The organism is Nitratidesulfovibrio sp., assembly GCF_040373385.1.
Lineage (GTDB): Bacteria > Desulfobacterota > Desulfovibrionia > Desulfovibrionales > Desulfovibrionaceae > Cupidesulfovibrio.
Genome location: NZ_JBDXXH010000009.1, coordinates 54,687 through 71,446 on the forward strand (window position 1 = coordinate 54,687; position 16,760 = coordinate 71,446).

Genomic DNA, 16,760 nt, shown 5'->3' on the forward strand with positions numbered 1-16,760 from the left:
CGGGCAGCGGTCTGCGGGGCCGGAAGCTGGCCGGAAGTGTCACCAGGCGCGCGTGCCCCGTGGCCGTGGCAGGTTCCATGGTTGTCGCCGAGCGCGCGGGCGTTAGCCTTCGGCAGGTGCGACGTGACCGGTGCAACGCGTCAGGTGCGACGCGTGACGCAGGTCCCACGGCAGACGATGCTGCCGCGCGTCAGCCGCCTATACGCACACGGCAAGGCCGCCGTCGCACTCGCAGGCGTTCAGGTAGCCGCACAGAAAGGCGCGGGCATCCATGGGCTTGCGGTCTGCCGGGCGGATGGAATCAACAAGGTACAGCCGGTCGGCGCAGGCGATGGCCAGTTGTTCGTCCACCAGCCCGACTATCGTACCGGGGGTACCGGGCGTACCGGGGGTACCGGGCGTACCGGGGGCGGTGCCCTCGGATTCCGGGGCCTCCGACCGCAACGGGCCGATGCGGCCGGGGCCGAGGGCCACGCGCAGTTCCTTCTGGCCTTCACGCTGGATGGTGCAGTACGCGCCCGGCCACGGGGTTACCCCGCGAATGTGCGCGTGTACCTGCGCGGCGGGGCGGTTCCAGTCGATGAGGCCATCGGCCTTGGTCAGTTTGGCAGCGTACGTTGCCCGGTCGTGGTCCTGTGGAATGGCCACGGCGGTACCGTCGGCCAGCTTGCCGAGCGCCGTCAGCAGCAGCCTGCCGCCAAGGTCGGCCAGTTGGTCGTGCAGGTCGCCGGCGGTGTCGTTGATGTCGATGCCCATGGCTTTTTGCAGCAGCATGGGGCCGGTATCCAGGCTGGCTTCCATGCGCATGATGGTCACCCCGGTCACGGCGTCGCCAGCCATGACGGCCCGCTGGATGGGCACGGCGCCGCGCAGGCGCGGCAGCAGCGAAGCATGCACGTTGACGGGGCCAAGGCGCGGAATGTCCAGTACCGATTGCGGCAGGATAAGCCCGTAGGCGGCCACCACCAGCACGTCGGGCCGCAAGGAGCGCAATTCCGCAACGGCGTCCTCGGTCTTGAAATTCAGGGGCTGGTACACCGGCAGGCCGTGTTCAATGGCCAGCAGCTTCACCTCTGGCGGGCGGCACTGCTGGCCGCGCCCGCAGGGGCGGTCGGGCTGGGTGTACGCGGCAATCACCTCGCAGCCGTCCCATTCCAGCAGGTGGCGCAGGATCACGGCGGCAAAGCCCGGCGTGCCCATGAACACCACGCGCAACGGAGCGCGGGGCGCGTCCGGGGGCGTTGCCACCTGTCCGGCTTCGGTGGTGCCGTTACCGTCCTGCATGCCGTCCTGCCCGGCGTGTTGGCCGGTCATGCTAGCGCGCTCCCGTGCGCGTCTTGGCCGCTGCCGTGGGCATGGGCCGGGGCGCGTTCTTCAGCATCTTCTTGACGCGCGAATCGTACAGGGTGCGCTTCAACCTGCTGATATGATCGATGAACAGGGTGCCCTTCAGGTGGTCCACCTCGTGTTGCAGGCACACGGCCAGCAGGCCGTCCGCGTCCATGCACACCTCGTTGCCGTCCAGGTCCCGCGCGGTCAGGCGCACGGACTCACTGCGGGTGAGCGTGGCACGGTAGCCGCCGGGCACGGACAGGCAGCCTTCTTCCGAGTCGATCTTGTCACCGGTCAGCTCCAGCCGGGGGTTCACGAAGGTCATCAGTGCCTCGCGTTTTTCCGGGCCGGACACGTCCACCACGATCAGGCGGCAGTGCTCGCCCACCTGGGGCGCGGCAAGGCCGATGCCGTCCTGCCGGTACATGGTTTCGGCCATGTCGGCGGCAAGCTGGCGGATTTCGGCGGTGATCTCGGTGATGTCCTCGCATTCGACGGCAAGGCGCGGGTCGGGATATTGCAGCACTTCTCGGATCATGGGCGGTCCTGTGGTCTGGGCGTTTGATGCGGTCACCCTACGGTAAGCACGCCGTGCGGGCAAGAAAAGGGCAAAGGCGCGGGCCTCGTCGACCGAACGATGCGGGGCGATGCGGGGCAATGGGGCGCTGGGGGCGATACGGGCGACGGAGGCAGTGAGGCTGGCGGCGAAACAGCAGGGGAGGAAGGGTGTTCCCTTCCTCCCCCGTGAGCAAACCGGTATGGCGGGCTAGCCTTGCGCGGCGTCCGTGGGAGCCGTGGGAGCCGTGGGAGCCGCGTCCTTGGCGGCATCCTTGCCCGTTTCGCGCAGGCGCAGGCCCAGGTCGCGCAACTGGCGGGCGGACACGCTGTCCGGGGCCTGGGTAAGCAGGCAGGTGGCCTTCTGGGTCTTGGGGAAGGCGATGACGTCGCGGATGGACGACGAGCCGGTCAGCAGCATGGCCAGACGGTCCATGCCGAAGGCGATGCCGCCGTGCGGCGGGGCGCCCATTTCCAGCGCCTGGGTCAGGAAGCCGAACTGCGCTTCCGCTTCTTCGGGCGAGAAGCCGAGCGCGGCGAACATGCGGCGCTGCTTTTCCGCCGTATGGTTGCGGATGGAGCCGCCGCCCAGCTCGTAGCCGTTCAGCACCATGTCGTAGGCGCGGGCGCGGGCCGCCGCCGGGTTTTCGACCATGACGTCCATGTGGCCGTCCTTGGGCGAAGTGAACGGATGGTGGCAGGCCACGTAGCGCTTTTCTTCCTCGTCGTATTCGAACAGCGGGAAGTCGGTCACCCACAGGAAGTTGAAGGCGTTCTCGTCGATGAGGCCGAGGTGCTCGCCAAGGCGCACGCGCAGGTTGCCCAGCGCCGCGTTGACCATGCCCGGCGCGCCCGCCTGGAAGAACACGATGTCGCCCGTTTCAAGGCCCAGCGCGTCCTTCAGCCCGGCGCGTTCCGTATCGGACAGGAACTTGGCGATGGGCGACTGCCATTCGTCGGGGCGGATCTTGATCCAGGCCAAGCCCTGTGCGCCGTAGATCTTCACGAACTCGGTGAATTCGTCGATCTCCTTGCGGGTCATGGATTCGCCGCCGGGCACGCGCATGGCCTTGACCAGTTCCGCCGTGGCGAACAGCTTGAAGTTCGAGCCGCGCACGATGTGCGTAACGTCCTGAAGCTCCAGCCCGAAGCGGGTGTCCGGCTTGTCCACGCCGTAGCGGGCCATGGCGTCGTCATAGCTCATGCGCGGGAAGGGGGTGGCGATCTCGCGGTCCAGCGCATCGCGGAACACGCGGGCCATCAGGCCTTCGGCCATGGCCATCACCTGTTCCTCGTCCACGAAGCTCATCTCGATATCGATCTGGGTGAACTCCAACTGACGGTCGGCGCGCATGTCCTCGTCGCGGAAGCAGCGGACGATCTGGTAGTAGCGCTCCATGCCCGACATCATCAGAAGCTGCTTGAACAACTGCGGCGACTGCGGCAGGGCGTAGAACTGGCCCTGATTCAGGCGGCTGGGCACCAGGAAGTCGCGCGCGCCTTCCGGCGTGGACTTTGTGAGGTAGGGCGTTTCGATTTCCAGAAAGCCCAGCTCGTCCAGGTAACGGCGGGTGGCCTGGGCGGCCTTGTGGCGCACGATGAAGTTGTTGGCCATGCGCGGGCGGCGCAGGTCGAGGTAGCGGTACTGCAGGCGCAGGTTTTCGCTGGCCTCGGTGCGGTCCTCGATGACGAAGGCGGGCGTTCTGGAGGTGTTCAGCAGCTTCCATTCGGAAACGTACACCTCGATCTCGCCGGTCTTCATGCCGGGGTTGGTCATGCCCTCGGGACGGGGCCGCACCGTGCCGCGAATGGCCAGCACGTATTCAGAGCGGATGACGTGCGCGCGCTCATGCGCGGCGGGATTGACGTCGGGGCTGAACACGATCTGGGTAAGGCCCTGGCGGTCGCGCAGGTCCACGAAAATGAGGCCGCCGTGGTCGCGGCGGTACTGCACCCAGCCCATCAGGCAGACTTCGGCCCCGGTGTCGGCGGCGGTCAGCGTGCAGCAGTCGTGGCTGCGCACCCAGTCGCCCAGGGGTTCGATGTACTGCTGGTGTTCCTGTTGGACGTCAAGTTTCTGATCGCTCATGAACGGTTCCTTTGGATGTTTCCCGAGGATGACAAGTCGGAAAGGGACGGAAACGGGGTAAGAAGAGTACCGGGGAGGGGACCCTTTGGAAAGGGTCTCCCTCCCCGGACCCCTCCCCCCCAAACTTTTCAAAAGGGTAGCGACAGATGCTGTCGGCAACCACGCTAGACGTGGTTCACGGCCTCACCCTGCGGCACGCTGTTCTGTTCGCCGCTGTCCATGTCCTTGATGACCACGGTGCCGTTGGCCATCTCGTCGCCGCCCAGCAGCAGGGTCTTGCGCGCGCCGGTACGACCGGCCTGGCGCATCTGGCCCTTGATGCCGCGCGCGGCAAAGGACACCTCGCCCGCCTTGCCCGCCGCGCGCAGTTCCTGCGCCAGCAACATGGCCGCGTCCGCGGCCGCAGGGTCCAGCACGGCAATGTAGAAATCGGGCCGCTTCTTTTCCAGCGCGGGCAGCATCAGGGCCAGGCGTTCCATGCCGCAGGCAAAGCCCACGCCGGGCACGTCCGGGCCGCCAAGTTGCGCCACGAGGCCGTCATACCGCCCGCCGCCCGCCACCGACGACTGCGCGCCGATGGAGCCGGACACCACCTCGAAGGTGGTGCGGTTGTAATAGTCCAGCCCGCGCACCAGGCGCGGGGTGAGCACGTAGTCCAGCCGCGCGGCATCGAACACGCGCAGCACCGTATCGAAGTGGCTGCGGCATTCCGGACAGTTGTGGTCGATGATGCGCGGGGCGTCGGCAGTCAGCTCGCGGCAGGTGGGCACCTTGCAGTCCAGCACCCGCAGCGGGTTGGTGTCGATGCGGCGGCGGCAGTCCTCGCACAGGGCTTCGCGGTCGATGGAATCCAGAAAGTCGCGCAGCGCGGCCCGGTACACCGGGCGGCATTCGCGGCAGCCCAGCGAGTTCACCTGCAACGAAAGGTCGGTCAGGCCCAGCGCGCGCAGGAAGGTCATGAGCATCAGCACCAGTTCGGCGTCGGCCTGCGGTTCCTGCGGGCCAAGGCATTCGCAGTTGATCTGGTGGAACTGGCGCATGCGGCCCTTTTGCGGGCGCTCGTAGCGGAACATGGGGCCGGTGGTGAACAGCTTGGAAACCGGCTCCTGCGCATGGCGGCCCGCATCGATGAAGGCGCGCATGACGCCCGCCGTGGCTTCCGGACGCAGGGTCAGCGAACGGCCCTTGCGGTCGGGGAAGGTGTACATTTCCTTCTGCACCACGTCGGTCTCGGTGCCGATGGAGCGGCAGAACAGTTCGGTGCGCTCCAGCAGCGGGGTGCGCAGCTCGGCGTAGCCGTAGCGGCCGAACACCTCGCGCGCGGTGTTCTCCATGAAGGTGAACACGTCGCTGTCGGGGCTGAACATGTCGGCAAACCCCTTGATGGTGCCCACCTTGTCGCCCGTAACCTTTTGTGCGGTCTTGTCGGAATTGTTGGTGCTCATGGCTCGCTTCCGGATGCAGGCTTGCGCGGCAGGGGGCATGCGCACGGCACGCCGCGCCCCGCCGGTGCGGAAACAGCCATGGATAGTCCAATGGGCGGGTATTGTCAAAATCGTCGAATATCACGCGCGGGGAAGAGTGCGAGGACGGGGCGCCAACGGGGTGCCGATCGCAACGCGGCTGCCGCCCCCTGGAACCCCTGTTTTCGACGTCAGTCACGATGCAGGGGCGCGCGGCTGTGCGTGGACTGTAATCATGGCGAGAGGGCAGGGAGGAGACGGGAGCGGGTCGTAGCCGTGCCCAGGCTATTCCCCGTGCTTGCGGCGGCAGGAAAAGCCGTCCGTGGCGGGCTGGCGACCGGGCGCCAGGCGGGAGACGGCGGCCTTGCCCGTGCGCAGCATCAGCGGGGTAACCGGCATGCGTTGACCGAAATCCATGCGCATGGCCACGTACGCGCCGAATGGCGAAAGGCTGATCCAGCCGTTGAGCATCTCGAACAGGCGCGATTCGCGCCAGGTGCAGGCCGGGCCGTGCAGCACCGAGCGCATGGTGATGGAGCAGGCCACCCCGGTGCCGCGCACCAGCGTGTACATGGAGGGCACGCTGAACCAGCGGGCCTGCCGCAGCAGGGAGCTGCGCAGCCCCGGCACCGGCAGGCCGTGCGTGGGGTAGTAGGGCGAAATGCGGTTCAGGAATCCCACCAGCACCCCGCGCGAGGCCACCCGGAATGCCTCCGCCAGCGCCGCCGCAGGGTCGGGCATGAATTCCAGGCTGGTCAGCAGGGCCACGTAGTCGAAGGCGTCGTCGTCAAAGGGCAGGTGGTCCGCCACGCCAAGGTGAAAGTCCGCCCGGCAGTTCAGGCGCTCGCGCGCAGCCTCCAGCATGGCCTCGCTGCTGTCCAGCCCCGTGACGTCGAACCCCGCCCCCCAGAACGATTCCAGAAATACCCCAGGACCGCAGCCCACCTCCAGCAGGGTGTGCCCGCGCCGGGGCCAGCCCGACACCAGATGGTGCAGCAGCCGCTGCTCGTGCCGTACCGCAAACGCGCCCATGGGCGTTTCCAGCCACTGCATGTAGCTCCGCACCGTGTCCGCGTCCCACCGTTGGTTCATGCGCCTCCCCATTGCTTCCGGCATCCGGTTTGGGCGCAGCATACGCCAAGACCCCCCGCGCGAAAAGGGTGTGGGGCGGAGGGAGGAGATGGGGAGAGGAGGAAGGAATCGGGGGTGGGGAAACCCACTTTTCCAAAAGTGGGTTTCCCCGCCCCCGGACCCCCACCCCTTCCCACAAAACGTTTCAATTGGGGACTCAATGGGATTTCGCAAGACTTATCCGCAATGCGTATCCCGCCCCAATTAAAAAGTTTGGGAGGTAGGGGGTCCGGGGGAAGGAACCTTTTTCAAAAGGTTCCTTCCCCCGGTTGGTCTTCAATTATTCTATCTTGCTACGCGCTGCCCCGCACCCGTGCGGCAGCGGCCACGAGGTGGGCGAGGCTGGCGCGGGTTTCTGGCCAGTCGCGGGTTTTCAGGCCGCAGTCGGGGTTGGCCCACAGGCGGTCCAGGGGCAGGACGCGGGTGGCCGCGCGGAGCAGGGTTTCCATTTCGTCTATGGAGGGCACGCGCGGGCTGTGGATGTCGTACACGCCGGGCCCGACCTCATTGGGGTAGGCGTGGGTGGCGAAGACATCCAGCAGTTCCATGCGGCTGCGGCTGGCTTCCAGGCTGATGACATCGGCGTCCAGGGCGGCCACGTGGTCGATGATGTCGTGGAAGTCGCAGTAGCACATGTGGGTATGGATCTGGGTGGCGTCCTGCACGCCGGACGAAGCCAGGCGGAACGCGCCCACGGCGGCGTCGAGATAGGCGGCGTGGGCGGCGCGGCGCAGGGGCAGGCCCTCGCGCAGGGCCGGTTCGTCGATCTGGATGACGCCGATGCCGGCAGCCTCGAGGTCGGCCACCTCGTCGCGTATGGCGAGGGCGAGCTGGCGGAATACGGTGGCGCGGGACACGTCGTCGCGCACGAAGCTCCAGCAGGCGATGGTGACCGGGCCGGTGAGCATGCCCTTGACCGGTTTGTCGGTAAGCGACTGGGCATGGGTGATCCAGCGCACGGTCATGGGGCCGGGACGCGAGACGTCGCCGTAGAGCAGGGGCGGCTTGACGCAGCGGGTGCCGTAGCTCTGCACCCAGCCGTTGGCGGTGATGCAGAACCCGCGCAATTGCTCGCCGAAGTATTCCACCATGTCGTTGCGTTCCGGCTCGCCATGCACCAGTACGTCCAGCCCCAGGGCTTCCTGCTCGCGGATGGCGACGGCAATGGCCTCGCGCATGGCGGCATCGTACTGGGCTTCGGTGATCTGGCCGGTGCGCAGCTTGCGGCGCTGCGCGCGGATGTCGGCGGTCTGGGGGAACGAGCCGATGGTGGTGGTGGGCAGCACGGGCAGACGCAACGCGGCGCGCTGGGCGGCGATGCGGGCGGTGTAGGGCGTGGCGCGCCAGCCCATTTCTGGGGTGACGGTACCCGTGCGGACCGCAACGGCGGGGTCGTGGATGGCCGGGCTTGCGGCGCGGGCTGCCAGCGCGGCCCGGTTGCGGGCAAGGGCGGCGGCGGTTTCCGGCGCGTCGGCGCGGCCATTCAGGTCGCACATGTCGGCCACCAGACGCACCTCGGCGCATTTCTGTCTGGCAAAGGCCAGCCACTGTGCCACTTCCGGGTCCAGCCCGGTTTCCGCGTCAAGGTCCACGGGGGTGTGCAGCAGCGAGCAGGAAGGGGCCACCCACACCCGGTCCGGGCCAAGGGCGGCCACAGCGGCGCGCACCGGCGCGGCGGCCTTGTCCGCGTCCGCACGCCACACGTTGCGGCCATTGATGACGCCAAGGGAAAGCGCAATGCCGGATTGCGCCACGGATTGAGGCAGGCCGGAGTCGGCGGGCTGCCGTGCTGCGGTGCGGGTCAGGATGTCCAGCGCCGGGGCCAGGTCTTCCGGCCCGCGCACCAGATCCAGATGCAGCACGTCCACAGGGAGGGACAGTGCCGTTGCCAGATTGTCGCCCACCGGGGCGAAGTAGCTGGCCAGCAGCAGGGTGGCGTCCGGCGCGGCCATGCGCAACCGGGCGTAGGCGGGCACGAAGCGCGAGCGGATGTCGTCCGGCAGATCCAGCGACACGATGGGTTCGTCCAACTGGATCATCGGGCAACGGGCGGCCACCTGCCGCAGCAGCGCGCCGTAGGCGTCGAGCAGGGCGGGCAGCAGCGACCAGCGGGTGCCGCCGTCCACGCGCTTGGACAGCCACAGGAAGGTCATGGGGCCGGGCAGCACCGCCTTGGGGGTGAAGCCTGCGGCCTGCGCCTCGTCGATCTGGGCCAGCAGGGGGGCGGCATCGGCCGCAAAGGTGGTGTCTGCGTCCAGTTCCGGAACCAGGTAATGGTAGTTGGTGTCGAACCACTTGGTCATTTCCAGCGGGGCCACGGGGTGGTCGCCGCCCTGGCCGCGCGCCATGCGGAACATCAGGTCGATGTCGCGCGGGGCATCTCCGTCGCGAAAGCGCGAGGGCACCACGCCCAGCAGCAGGGCGGCGTCCAGAATGTGGTCGTACAGGGCAAAGTCGCCCACGGGCGCGACGTCGATGCCCGCATCGCGCTGGAGGGTCCAGTTGCGCAGGCGGATGGCGCGCGCGGCGTCCTCCAGTTGCTGCCGCGTGGCAGCGCCTTTCCAGTAGTCCTCGACGGCTTTTTTCAGTTCACGGTTGCCGCCGATGCGCGGAAAACCAAGGATGTGAGTACGCATTTCCACCTCCGGAATGCGTGAAGACAGGTGAGAGCGATTCGCGAGCGCGCGCCCGGGTAACGGGCGGACGCATGCCGGGGTCCGGTTCGCGCGGCCTTGGGCTGTGTGCGGAGGGGACGTCTTCCGACTGACGGGCGGTAGGTGAAAGGCTTCGTAACCACGCGAGCGCCCTTGCGAGGGGCATCGCGCGGTACGGAGCCATGGCCCGCGCCCTTCCCGCAGGGCCATGCTCCGGCTGCCGTCGCCCTTGCGGGCGAGGCGGCCGCGATGGCCGAACGGTGGACGCGGGCGGCATGCCCGAACACGGCAGCGCGCCTGTACCGGATTCGCACCGGTTTCCGTTTCCCTTCCACGTCCGAGCATGCAGCGGTCTGCGTTGCTCGGGGATGATAACATCACTAAATCAGCAAATACTGATATAGTGATGTCGTGTCAAGCGTGGGAAGGGACTTTGTCAGCAGATTGCTCTTTGCCGCCACAGGCTGTTGAGAACTCCACATCGCACGAAGGGAAGGACTCCGTTGGAAAAGGAGCCTCTTCCCCGGCCTCCTCCAAAAAATGTTCTGTTGTGTTCATTGGATAGTGCGCAGCCATAAAATATGGGGTTCCAAGGGGCGGCGGCCGCGTTGCGATCGCCAGCCGTAAGGCTCGCAAGCTCGCCTAACGGCTGCCGTCCTTGGCCGCCGGAGGCGTTCAAAAAACAGACGTTGTGGATAAGCTGAAACGGCCCGCCGCACCGGGTGGTGCGACGGGCCGTCAATGAATGCAGCGGAGTGCGGGCGTTTCGGCGGGCTACTTGCGGTACATGGCCCCGGTGGCCGCGCTGGTCACCTGGCGGGCATAGCGGCGCAGCAGGGGCGAGGTGACCGGCTTTTCCAGCGGCACGAAGGTTTCGCGCCGGGCGGCCAGTTCCGCCTCGTCCACCAGCAGGTCCAGCCTGCGGGCGGGGATGTCAATGAGGATACGGTCGCCTTCCTTGACCAGCCCGATGTTGCCGCCGTCGGCGGCTTCCGGCGAAACGTGGCCGATGGCCGCGCCGCGCGTGCCGCCGCTGAAGCGGCCGTCGGTGATCAGGGCCACGTCTGCGCCCAGGCCCATGCCCGCGATGGCGGCGGTGGGCGAAAGCATCTCGCGCATGCCGGGGCCGCCGCGCGGCCCTTCGTAGCGGATTATGATGGCGTCGCCCTTGCTGATCTTGCCGCCCATGATGGCGGCGTGGGCTTCGCCCTCGGAATCGAACACCCGGGCCACGGCCTCGCGCACCATCATTTCCGGCGCCACGGCAGACTGCTTGACCACCGCGCCCTGCGGGGCCAGCGAACCCTTGAGGATGGCGATGCCACCCTGTGCCGAATACGGAGCGTCAACGGAATGTATTACGTCGTGATTGAGCACGCGCGCGTTCAGCTCGGCCAGGTTTTCGGCCAGGGTCTTGCCGGTGACGGTCATGACCGAGGTGTCCACCAGCCCCTTCCTGGTCAGTTCCGCCATCACCGCCGGGATGCCGCCTGCGGCGTGCAGGTCCTGGATGTGGTGGTGCCCGGCGGGGGAGAGCTTGCACAGGTTGGGGGTCTTGCGGCTGACCTCGTCGAAGATGTCCAGCGTCAGGTCCAGCCCGGCCTCGCCGAACACGGCGGGCAGGTGCAGCACCGTGTTGGTGGAGCCGCCAAGGGCCATGTCCACGGCCACGGCGTTAGCCACCGCGCGCGGGGTGACGATGGAGCGCGGGGTGATGTTCTTTTCCAGCAGTTCCATCACCTTCATGCCCGCGTGCTTGGCCAGGCGCACGCGCGCCGCCGTCACCGCCGGGATGGTGCCGTTGCCCGGCAGGGCAAGGCCCATGGTTTCGGCCATGCAGTTCATGGTGTTGGCCGTGAACATGCCCGCGCACGAACCGCAGCCGGGGCAGGCCGTTTCGGTCATCTCGTCCAGTTCGGCCATGGTCATGTCGCCGCGCTGCACGCGGCCCACGGCCTCGAACACGCTGATCAGGTCGGTGCGGCCCGCCAGCGTGCCGCCCGCCAGCATGGGGCCGCCGCTGACCATGATGGACGGAATGTCCAGCCGCAGCATGGCCATGAGCATGCCGGGCACCGACTTGTCACAGTTGGGAATGAACACCAGCGCGTCGAACGGGTGCGCCGTGGCCATGATCTCGATGGAATCGGCAATGATTTCGCGCGACGGCAGCGAAAAATGCATGCCCTCGTGGTTCATGGCCAAACCATCACAGACCGCAATGGCCGGAAATTCCATGGGCGTGCCGCCCGCCGCGCGCACCCCGGCCTTTACCGCCGTGGCAATGGTGTGCAGGTGCACGTGGCCGGGCACCACCTCGTTGGCAGAGTTTACCACGCCCACCAGAGGGCGTTCGATCTCCTCGCGCGTCAGCCCCAGGGCATGCAGCAGCGAACGGTGCGGGGCCTTCTCCAATCCATGGGTCATCTTTTTGCTGCGCATTGTCTGCGTCCTCATTGTGTCGGAATTAGGGATGCGGAGAGCGCGGGGGAGAGGGAGAAAACTTTTGAAAAAGTTTTCTCCCTCTCCTCCGCACCCCCTCTCTCTCTTTCAAAACTTTTTATCACAGGGGATGCTGGCGGCGCGGATTGGTGTGGCGACCGCCGTCAGCTTGCGAGGTGGTGTCCGCAAGACTGTCATTACCCCTAATAAAACGTTTTGGGGAGAAGGGGATGGGGGTTTGGGGGAAGGGGAGGAACCTCTTTTGGAAAAGAGGTTCCTCCCCTTCCCCCAATCTCCATCGGTAAATACGTATCCCTACCGGCTGCGGACGGCAATCCAACTGCCCAGAATGCCCATGAGCACGGGCACGGCCAGCAGCAGGGCGGCCTGGTCCGGCGGGGGCAGGCGCAGTTCCAGCAGCAGGGGCGGTACGTTGAGCGCGGTGCGGAAGCGCCAGTGCACAACAAGCAGCAGCAGGCTGGCCAGCCCCCCGCCCAGCAGCCCCTGCAACGCACCCGCCACCACCAGGGGCAGGCGGATGTACCAGTTGCGCGCGCCCACCAGTTGCAGGATCTCGATTTCTTCCCGCCGGGTGGACAGGGTGAGCCGTACGGTGTTGCCCACCACCAGCGCCAGCACCACGCCCAGAAAGCCCACGGTGGGCCAGATCACGAAGCGGCTGGCCGAGCGCCACGCCTTGCCCAACTCGTCGCGCAGGGGCGAAGCGGCCACCCGTTCAACGCCGGGCATGGCCTTGAGAAAGGACTGGGTGTCGGCGGACCACTTTTCGGGGTCGGCCTCGCGCGGGGCAAAGGTCAGCAGGGCCGTGGGCGGCAGGGGGCTTTTGCCGGACAGAAAGCCCATGTCCGGTTCGTTGCCCGACCCGCCGGTGCCGGTTTCGCTCATGCGCCGGGCCAGGGCATCCAGTGCCTCGTCGGGGCTGTAGGTTTCCAGGCTGGCCAGCCAGGGCATGTGGCGCAGCTCTTCCCACTGGCCGCGCACGTGGGCCATGTCCGTACCGGGGCGCCAGTACACCTGGTACACCGTTTCCCCGCGCGAGGCGCTGAGTTCGGCGTCCACCGTGGCCAGGGCCATCAGGAACAGCCCGGACAGAAAGACCACCAGCGTCACCGCCGCCATGGACAGCAGCTGCGCCCACGGGTGCAGGAACAGGTCGGCCACGCCGCGGCCCAGCAGGCGAAAGAGCGTGCGCATCACAGTGACAGCCTGCCGTCAGGATCGCCGGGCGTATCAGGGCCTTCGGAGCCGCTGCCGCCGTTGCCCGAATTGCCGGAGCTGCCGGAACCGCCGGGAATGCCCGGCGCGTCCAGTCCGCAGGGGTCCACGCCGCCGCGTCTTCCGCCGTCATCACCCAGATGCAGGCCGCCGTCGGCGCAACGGAATACCTCGCCCCCCGGCCAGTTGGCATGGGTGATCATGCCGTCCTCCAGCCGCAGCAGGCGCGCGTCCGGGTGGCGGCGGATGAGTTCCGGGCTGTGCGTGGCCAGCACCACCGTGGTGCCGTAGGCGTGAAACTGCATGAAGATGTCCATGAGCCGCAGTGACAGTTCCGGGTCCAGGTTGCCGGTGGGTTCGTCGGCCAGCAGCACCTGCGGGTTGACCACGATGGACCGGGCCACGGCCACCCGCTGCTGCTCGCCGCCGGAAAGTTCGCCGCCGGGCGTGTCCAGCCGGTTTTCCAGACCCAGCGCGCGCACCACGGCGCGCACCCGCCGCCCGATGTGCTGCGGCGCAAGGCCGCGCACTTCCAGCGGCAGGGCCACGTTGGCGTACACGCTGCGCTCCGGCAGGATCTTGAAATCCTGGAACACCACGCTCACCTGCCGCCGCAGCATCGGTACGGTGCGCCCGGAAAGGCGCGTCAGGTCGAAGCCCGCCACCGAAACCGCGCCGCGCTGCACCGGCAATGCCCCGTGCAACAGACGCAGCAGGGTTGTCTTGCCCGCGCCGGACGGCCCGGAAAGAAACAGGAATTCGCCCTTTTCCAGCGAAAAGGACACGTTCTTCAGGGCCCAGTGGGTGCCGAAGGAATGGGACAGGTGGCTGATCTTGAGCATGCTGGCCGCATCAAAGCAAAGCCCGCGCGACATTGCAAGGGGCAAGGGGCAAGGGGGAGGCAAGAGGGGGGCGGCGTGGCCGGGCAAGAAAACACGGGGGAGAGGAGGGGCGCTTTTACGGCAGCCGTTAGGTGAGCGCAACGCGCGAACCTTACGGATGGCGATCGCATAGCGAAAAGCGCCCCTCCTCTCCCCCGTACCCCCTCACCACCCCGCAAAACTTTTCATTATCAGGGAGTAGCCCGCCAATAGAAAGTTTTGGAAGATGGAGGTCCGGAGGAAGAAACCTTTTCCAAAAGGTTTCTTCCTCCGGTTATTCTTGCCTGATTTTCCCTACCCGCACTTGGTGAACCCGCAGCCGGGGCAGATGTAGCAGCCTTCCTGGAACACCAGGTCTTCGCCGCAATCGGGGCAGCGCTGCTTGTCCAGTTCGTTCACCGGGCCGTGGGGGGGCAGTTCGCCCTTCAGGTAGCGGTTTTCCAGCACCCACGAGATGGCGTCGGGGATGGACAGCAAGAGGCCCTTCTTCTGGAACACCGGGTGCTCGCCGCCAATGCCCTTGAGCTGCTGGACGATGTCGCGCACTTCCACGCCGGAGCGCAGGGCCAGCGACACCAGGCGGCCGATGGCTTCTGCCTTGGCGGTGATGGACCGGCCCGACTTGCCGATGGTGGCGAACACCTCGAAGGGCTTGCCGTTGGCTTCGTTGACGGTCAGGTACATGGCCCCAAGGCCGGTGGGCACCTTCTGGGTGAAGCCGTAGACGATGTCCGGGCGCTGGCGCACGGCGCTCTTGTGGTCGCCGTCGTCCTTGCCGTCGTCCTTCTTTTCGCCCTCGCCGGTGCACAGCACCTGCACGGACTTGCAGCCGTCGCGGTACACGGTGACGCCCTTGCAGCCCTGCTCGTAGGCCATCCAGTAGATGGCCCGGATATCGTCGATGCTGGCCGAGTTGGGCAGGTTCACGGTCTTGGACACGGCGTTGTCGGTGTACTTCTGGAAGGCGGCCTGCATGCGCAGGTGCCACACCGGGGCGATGTCCATGGCGGTCACGTACACCCGGCGCAGGTCTTCGGGCAGGTGGTCCATGGCCTGGATGGAGCCCTTTTCGGCCACGGCTTCCATCAGCTTCTTGCTGTGGCTGCCGGTGTCGCGCAGGGCCGCCTCGAAGTGGGGGTTCACCTCCACCAGCCGCTCGCCGTCCATGACGTTGCGCGAGAAGCACAGCGCGAACAGCGGCTCGATGCCCGACGAGCATCCGGCGATGATGGACAGGGTACCGGTGGGCGCGATGGTGGTCACCGTGGCGTTGCGGTAGGGACCCATGTCGCGTTCGGCAAAGGTCGATTCCGCATAGGCCGGGAAGGGCCCGCGTTCCTTGGCCAGCACCTTGGAGGCGGCGCGGCCCTCGTCCTGCACGAACTGCATCATCCGCTCGCCAAGGCCGATGGCCTCCTGGCTGTCGTAGGGAATGCCCAATTGGTACAGCAGGTCGGCCCAGCCCATGACACCGAGGCCGATCTTGCGGTTGCGGTGCACGGTTTCGGTGATGCGCTCCAGCGGAAAGCGCGAGGCGTCGATGACGTTGTCCAGAAAGCGCACGCCCAGATGGATGACCCGCTTCAGTTCCGCCCAGTCGATGGCCTTTTCCGGCGAGGGGTGCGGCAGGCCGGCGTCCTTGGCCGGAGAGGCCGTGGGGGCGGAGGCGGTGCCGGGCACGAAGAACGCGGAAAGGTTGATGGACCCCAGGTTGCACGCCTCGTAGGGCAGCAGCGGCTGTTCGCCGCAGGGGTTGGTGGATTCGATCTCGCCCTGCTTCGGCGTGGGGTTGTCGCGGTTGATGCGGTCCAGGAACACGATGCCCGGATCGCCGCTTTCCCACGCCTTCTGCACCAGCATCTCGAAGACCTTGCGGGCCTTCAGCCGTTCGCGCACCTGGCCGGAATGCGGGGCCACGAGGTCGTATTCCTCGTCGGCTTCCACGGCCTTCATGAAGGCTTCGGTCAGCCCCACGGACAGGTTGAAGTTGTTGAATTCGCCGTCGCGCTCTTTCGCGCGGATGAACTCGATGATGTCCGGATGGTCGATGCGCAGGATGCCCATGTTGGCCCCGCGCCGCGTGCCGCCCTGCTTGATCTGCTCGGTGGCGGTGTTGAAGATGCGCAGGAAGGACACCGGGCCGGAGGCCACCCCGCCGGTGGAACCCACGCGCGCCTCCTTGGGGCGCAGGCGCGAAAAGGAAAAGCCCGTGCCGCCGCCGGACTTGTGGATCATGGCGGCGTGCTTCACGGCGTCGAAGATTTCCTCAATGGAATCGCCCACGGGCAGCACGAAGCAGGCGGAAAGCTGGCCCAGGTCAGTGCCCGCGTTCATCAGGGTGGGCGAGTTGGGCAGGAACTTCCAGCCGGTCATCAGGTCGTAGAATTCGCGGGCCAGCGCGTCCGCCTTGTAGGGCGACTTCTTGTACTTGCCTTCTTCGGCGGCGATGGCCCCGGCAATGCGCCAGAACAGCGTGCGCGCGTCCTCGAAGGGCTGACCGTCGGGGCCCTTGCGGTAGTACCGCTTGGCCAGCACGATCTTTGCGTTGGTGTTCAGGGCCACATCGGGCAGGGCCTCGGGCATGGGGGGCGGGGTGGGCAGGGGCTGGTTCGCGGGGGATGTCATGTGGCTGTTTTCCGGTGATATTTTTATAATGTGTTGAATTGCAATGTGATTTTTGTCGTGAGCGCAGTTGTGACCAATCCGTGGTGTAACCCGGCCCGGCGGGAAAATCCAGACTCTAGATTTTTTCCACAGTCAGTGTGCGGAATCGGCAAGGTGGCGTGGGCACAGGGCGGACGCATGGAACGACGGAATGATGTCATTTCGTAATACGGCATAATGCGCCGGAATCACGTGCGGAAAAAAGATGCGCGAAATGCCGGGTGGGGAAAACGTAGATGACTTTTGGTTAGGAGTTCTTTGGAGGGCGGCTCTTTAGGGGGATACAGTCTGCGTATATGTCTATGCTTTGGAT

General features: G+C 66.6%; 9 protein-coding genes and 1 pseudogene. All 10 read right to left on the reverse strand.

Annotated features, from left to right (window positions below; translation table 11 throughout):
- Positions 1-198 precede the first annotated feature (198 nt).
- Complete coding sequence (gene fmt / locus ABWO17_RS14165) at positions 199-1,284, reverse strand: methionyl-tRNA formyltransferase (RefSeq protein ID WP_502914923.1); 1,086 nt, start codon at positions 1,282-1,284, stop codon at positions 199-201.
- A gap of 31 nt (positions 1,285-1,315) precedes the next feature.
- Positions 1,316-1,870, reverse strand: coding sequence for a peptide deformylase (gene def / locus ABWO17_RS14170; RefSeq protein ID WP_353119629.1), 555 nt, complete (start codon positions 1,868-1,870; stop codon positions 1,316-1,318).
- A gap of 228 nt (positions 1,871-2,098) precedes the next feature.
- Positions 2,099-3,976 carry an aspartate--tRNA ligase gene (gene aspS, locus ABWO17_RS14175; protein ID WP_353119631.1) on the reverse strand — a complete coding sequence of 626 codons (1,878 nt, stop codon included), beginning with the start codon at positions 3,974-3,976 and terminating at the stop codon, positions 2,099-2,101.
- A gap of 164 nt (positions 3,977-4,140) precedes the next feature.
- A complete protein-coding gene (gene hisS, locus ABWO17_RS14180; RefSeq protein ID WP_353119633.1) occupies positions 4,141-5,421 on the reverse strand; it encodes a histidine--tRNA ligase in 1,281 nt (426 codons plus the stop codon).
- Between the two features lie 303 nt (positions 5,422-5,724).
- Positions 5,725-6,531: a class I SAM-dependent methyltransferase gene (locus ABWO17_RS14185; protein ID WP_353119635.1), complete on the reverse strand. Its 807-nt coding sequence runs from the start codon at positions 6,529-6,531 to the stop codon at positions 5,725-5,727.
- 332 nt (positions 6,532-6,863) lie between these two features.
- Positions 6,864-9,206: a 5-methyltetrahydropteroyltriglutamate--homocysteine S-methyltransferase gene (gene metE / locus ABWO17_RS14190; protein WP_353119637.1), complete on the reverse strand. Its 2,343-nt coding sequence runs from the start codon at positions 9,204-9,206 to the stop codon at positions 6,864-6,866.
- A 792-nt stretch (positions 9,207-9,998) separates the two neighbouring features.
- Entirely contained in the window at positions 9,999-11,666 is a 1,668-nt protein-coding gene (gene ilvD / locus ABWO17_RS14195) for a dihydroxy-acid dehydratase (RefSeq protein WP_353119639.1), read from the reverse strand.
- A 315-nt stretch (positions 11,667-11,981) separates the two neighbouring features.
- Positions 11,982-12,881, reverse strand: coding sequence for a cell division protein FtsX (locus ABWO17_RS14200; RefSeq protein WP_353119641.1), 900 nt, complete (start codon positions 12,879-12,881; stop codon positions 11,982-11,984).
- Positions 12,882-13,054: 173 nt separating this feature from the next.
- Positions 13,055-13,744, reverse strand: a pseudogene (gene ftsE, locus ABWO17_RS14205) (cell division ATP-binding protein FtsE); the annotation flags it as partial.
- A gap of 333 nt (positions 13,745-14,077) precedes the next feature.
- Positions 14,078-16,408: a vitamin B12-dependent ribonucleotide reductase gene (locus ABWO17_RS14210; RefSeq protein ID WP_353119643.1), complete on the reverse strand. Its 2,331-nt coding sequence runs from the start codon at positions 16,406-16,408 to the stop codon at positions 14,078-14,080.
- Positions 16,409-16,760: the final 352 nt, after the last annotated feature.

Excerpts from the sequence above, each read along its gene's own strand:
- fmt (WP_502914923.1), bottom strand. The coding sequence starts at position 1,284 with ATGCAGGACGGTAACGGCACCACCGAAGCCGGACAGGTGGCAACGCCC.
- def (WP_353119629.1), bottom strand. The coding sequence starts at position 1,870 with ATGATCCGAGAAGTGCTGCAATATCCCGACCCGCGCCTTGCCGTCGAA.
- aspS (WP_353119631.1), bottom strand. The coding sequence starts at position 3,976 with ATGAGCGATCAGAAACTTGACGTCCAACAGGAACACCAGCAGTACATC.
- hisS (WP_353119633.1), bottom strand. The coding sequence starts at position 5,421 with ATGAGCACCAACAATTCCGACAAGACCGCACAAAAGGTTACGGGCGAC.
- ABWO17_RS14185 (WP_353119635.1), bottom strand. The coding sequence starts at position 6,531 with ATGAACCAACGGTGGGACGCGGACACGGTGCGGAGCTACATGCAGTGG.
- metE (WP_353119637.1), bottom strand. The coding sequence starts at position 9,206 with ATGCGTACTCACATCCTTGGTTTTCCGCGCATCGGCGGCAACCGTGAA.
- ilvD (WP_353119639.1), bottom strand. The coding sequence starts at position 11,666 with ATGCGCAGCAAAAAGATGACCCATGGATTGGAGAAGGCCCCGCACCGT.
- ABWO17_RS14200 (WP_353119641.1), bottom strand. The coding sequence starts at position 12,881 with ATGCGCACGCTCTTTCGCCTGCTGGGCCGCGGCGTGGCCGACCTGTTC.
- ABWO17_RS14210 (WP_353119643.1), bottom strand. The coding sequence starts at position 16,408 with ATGACATCCCCCGCGAACCAGCCCCTGCCCACCCCGCCCCCCATGCCC.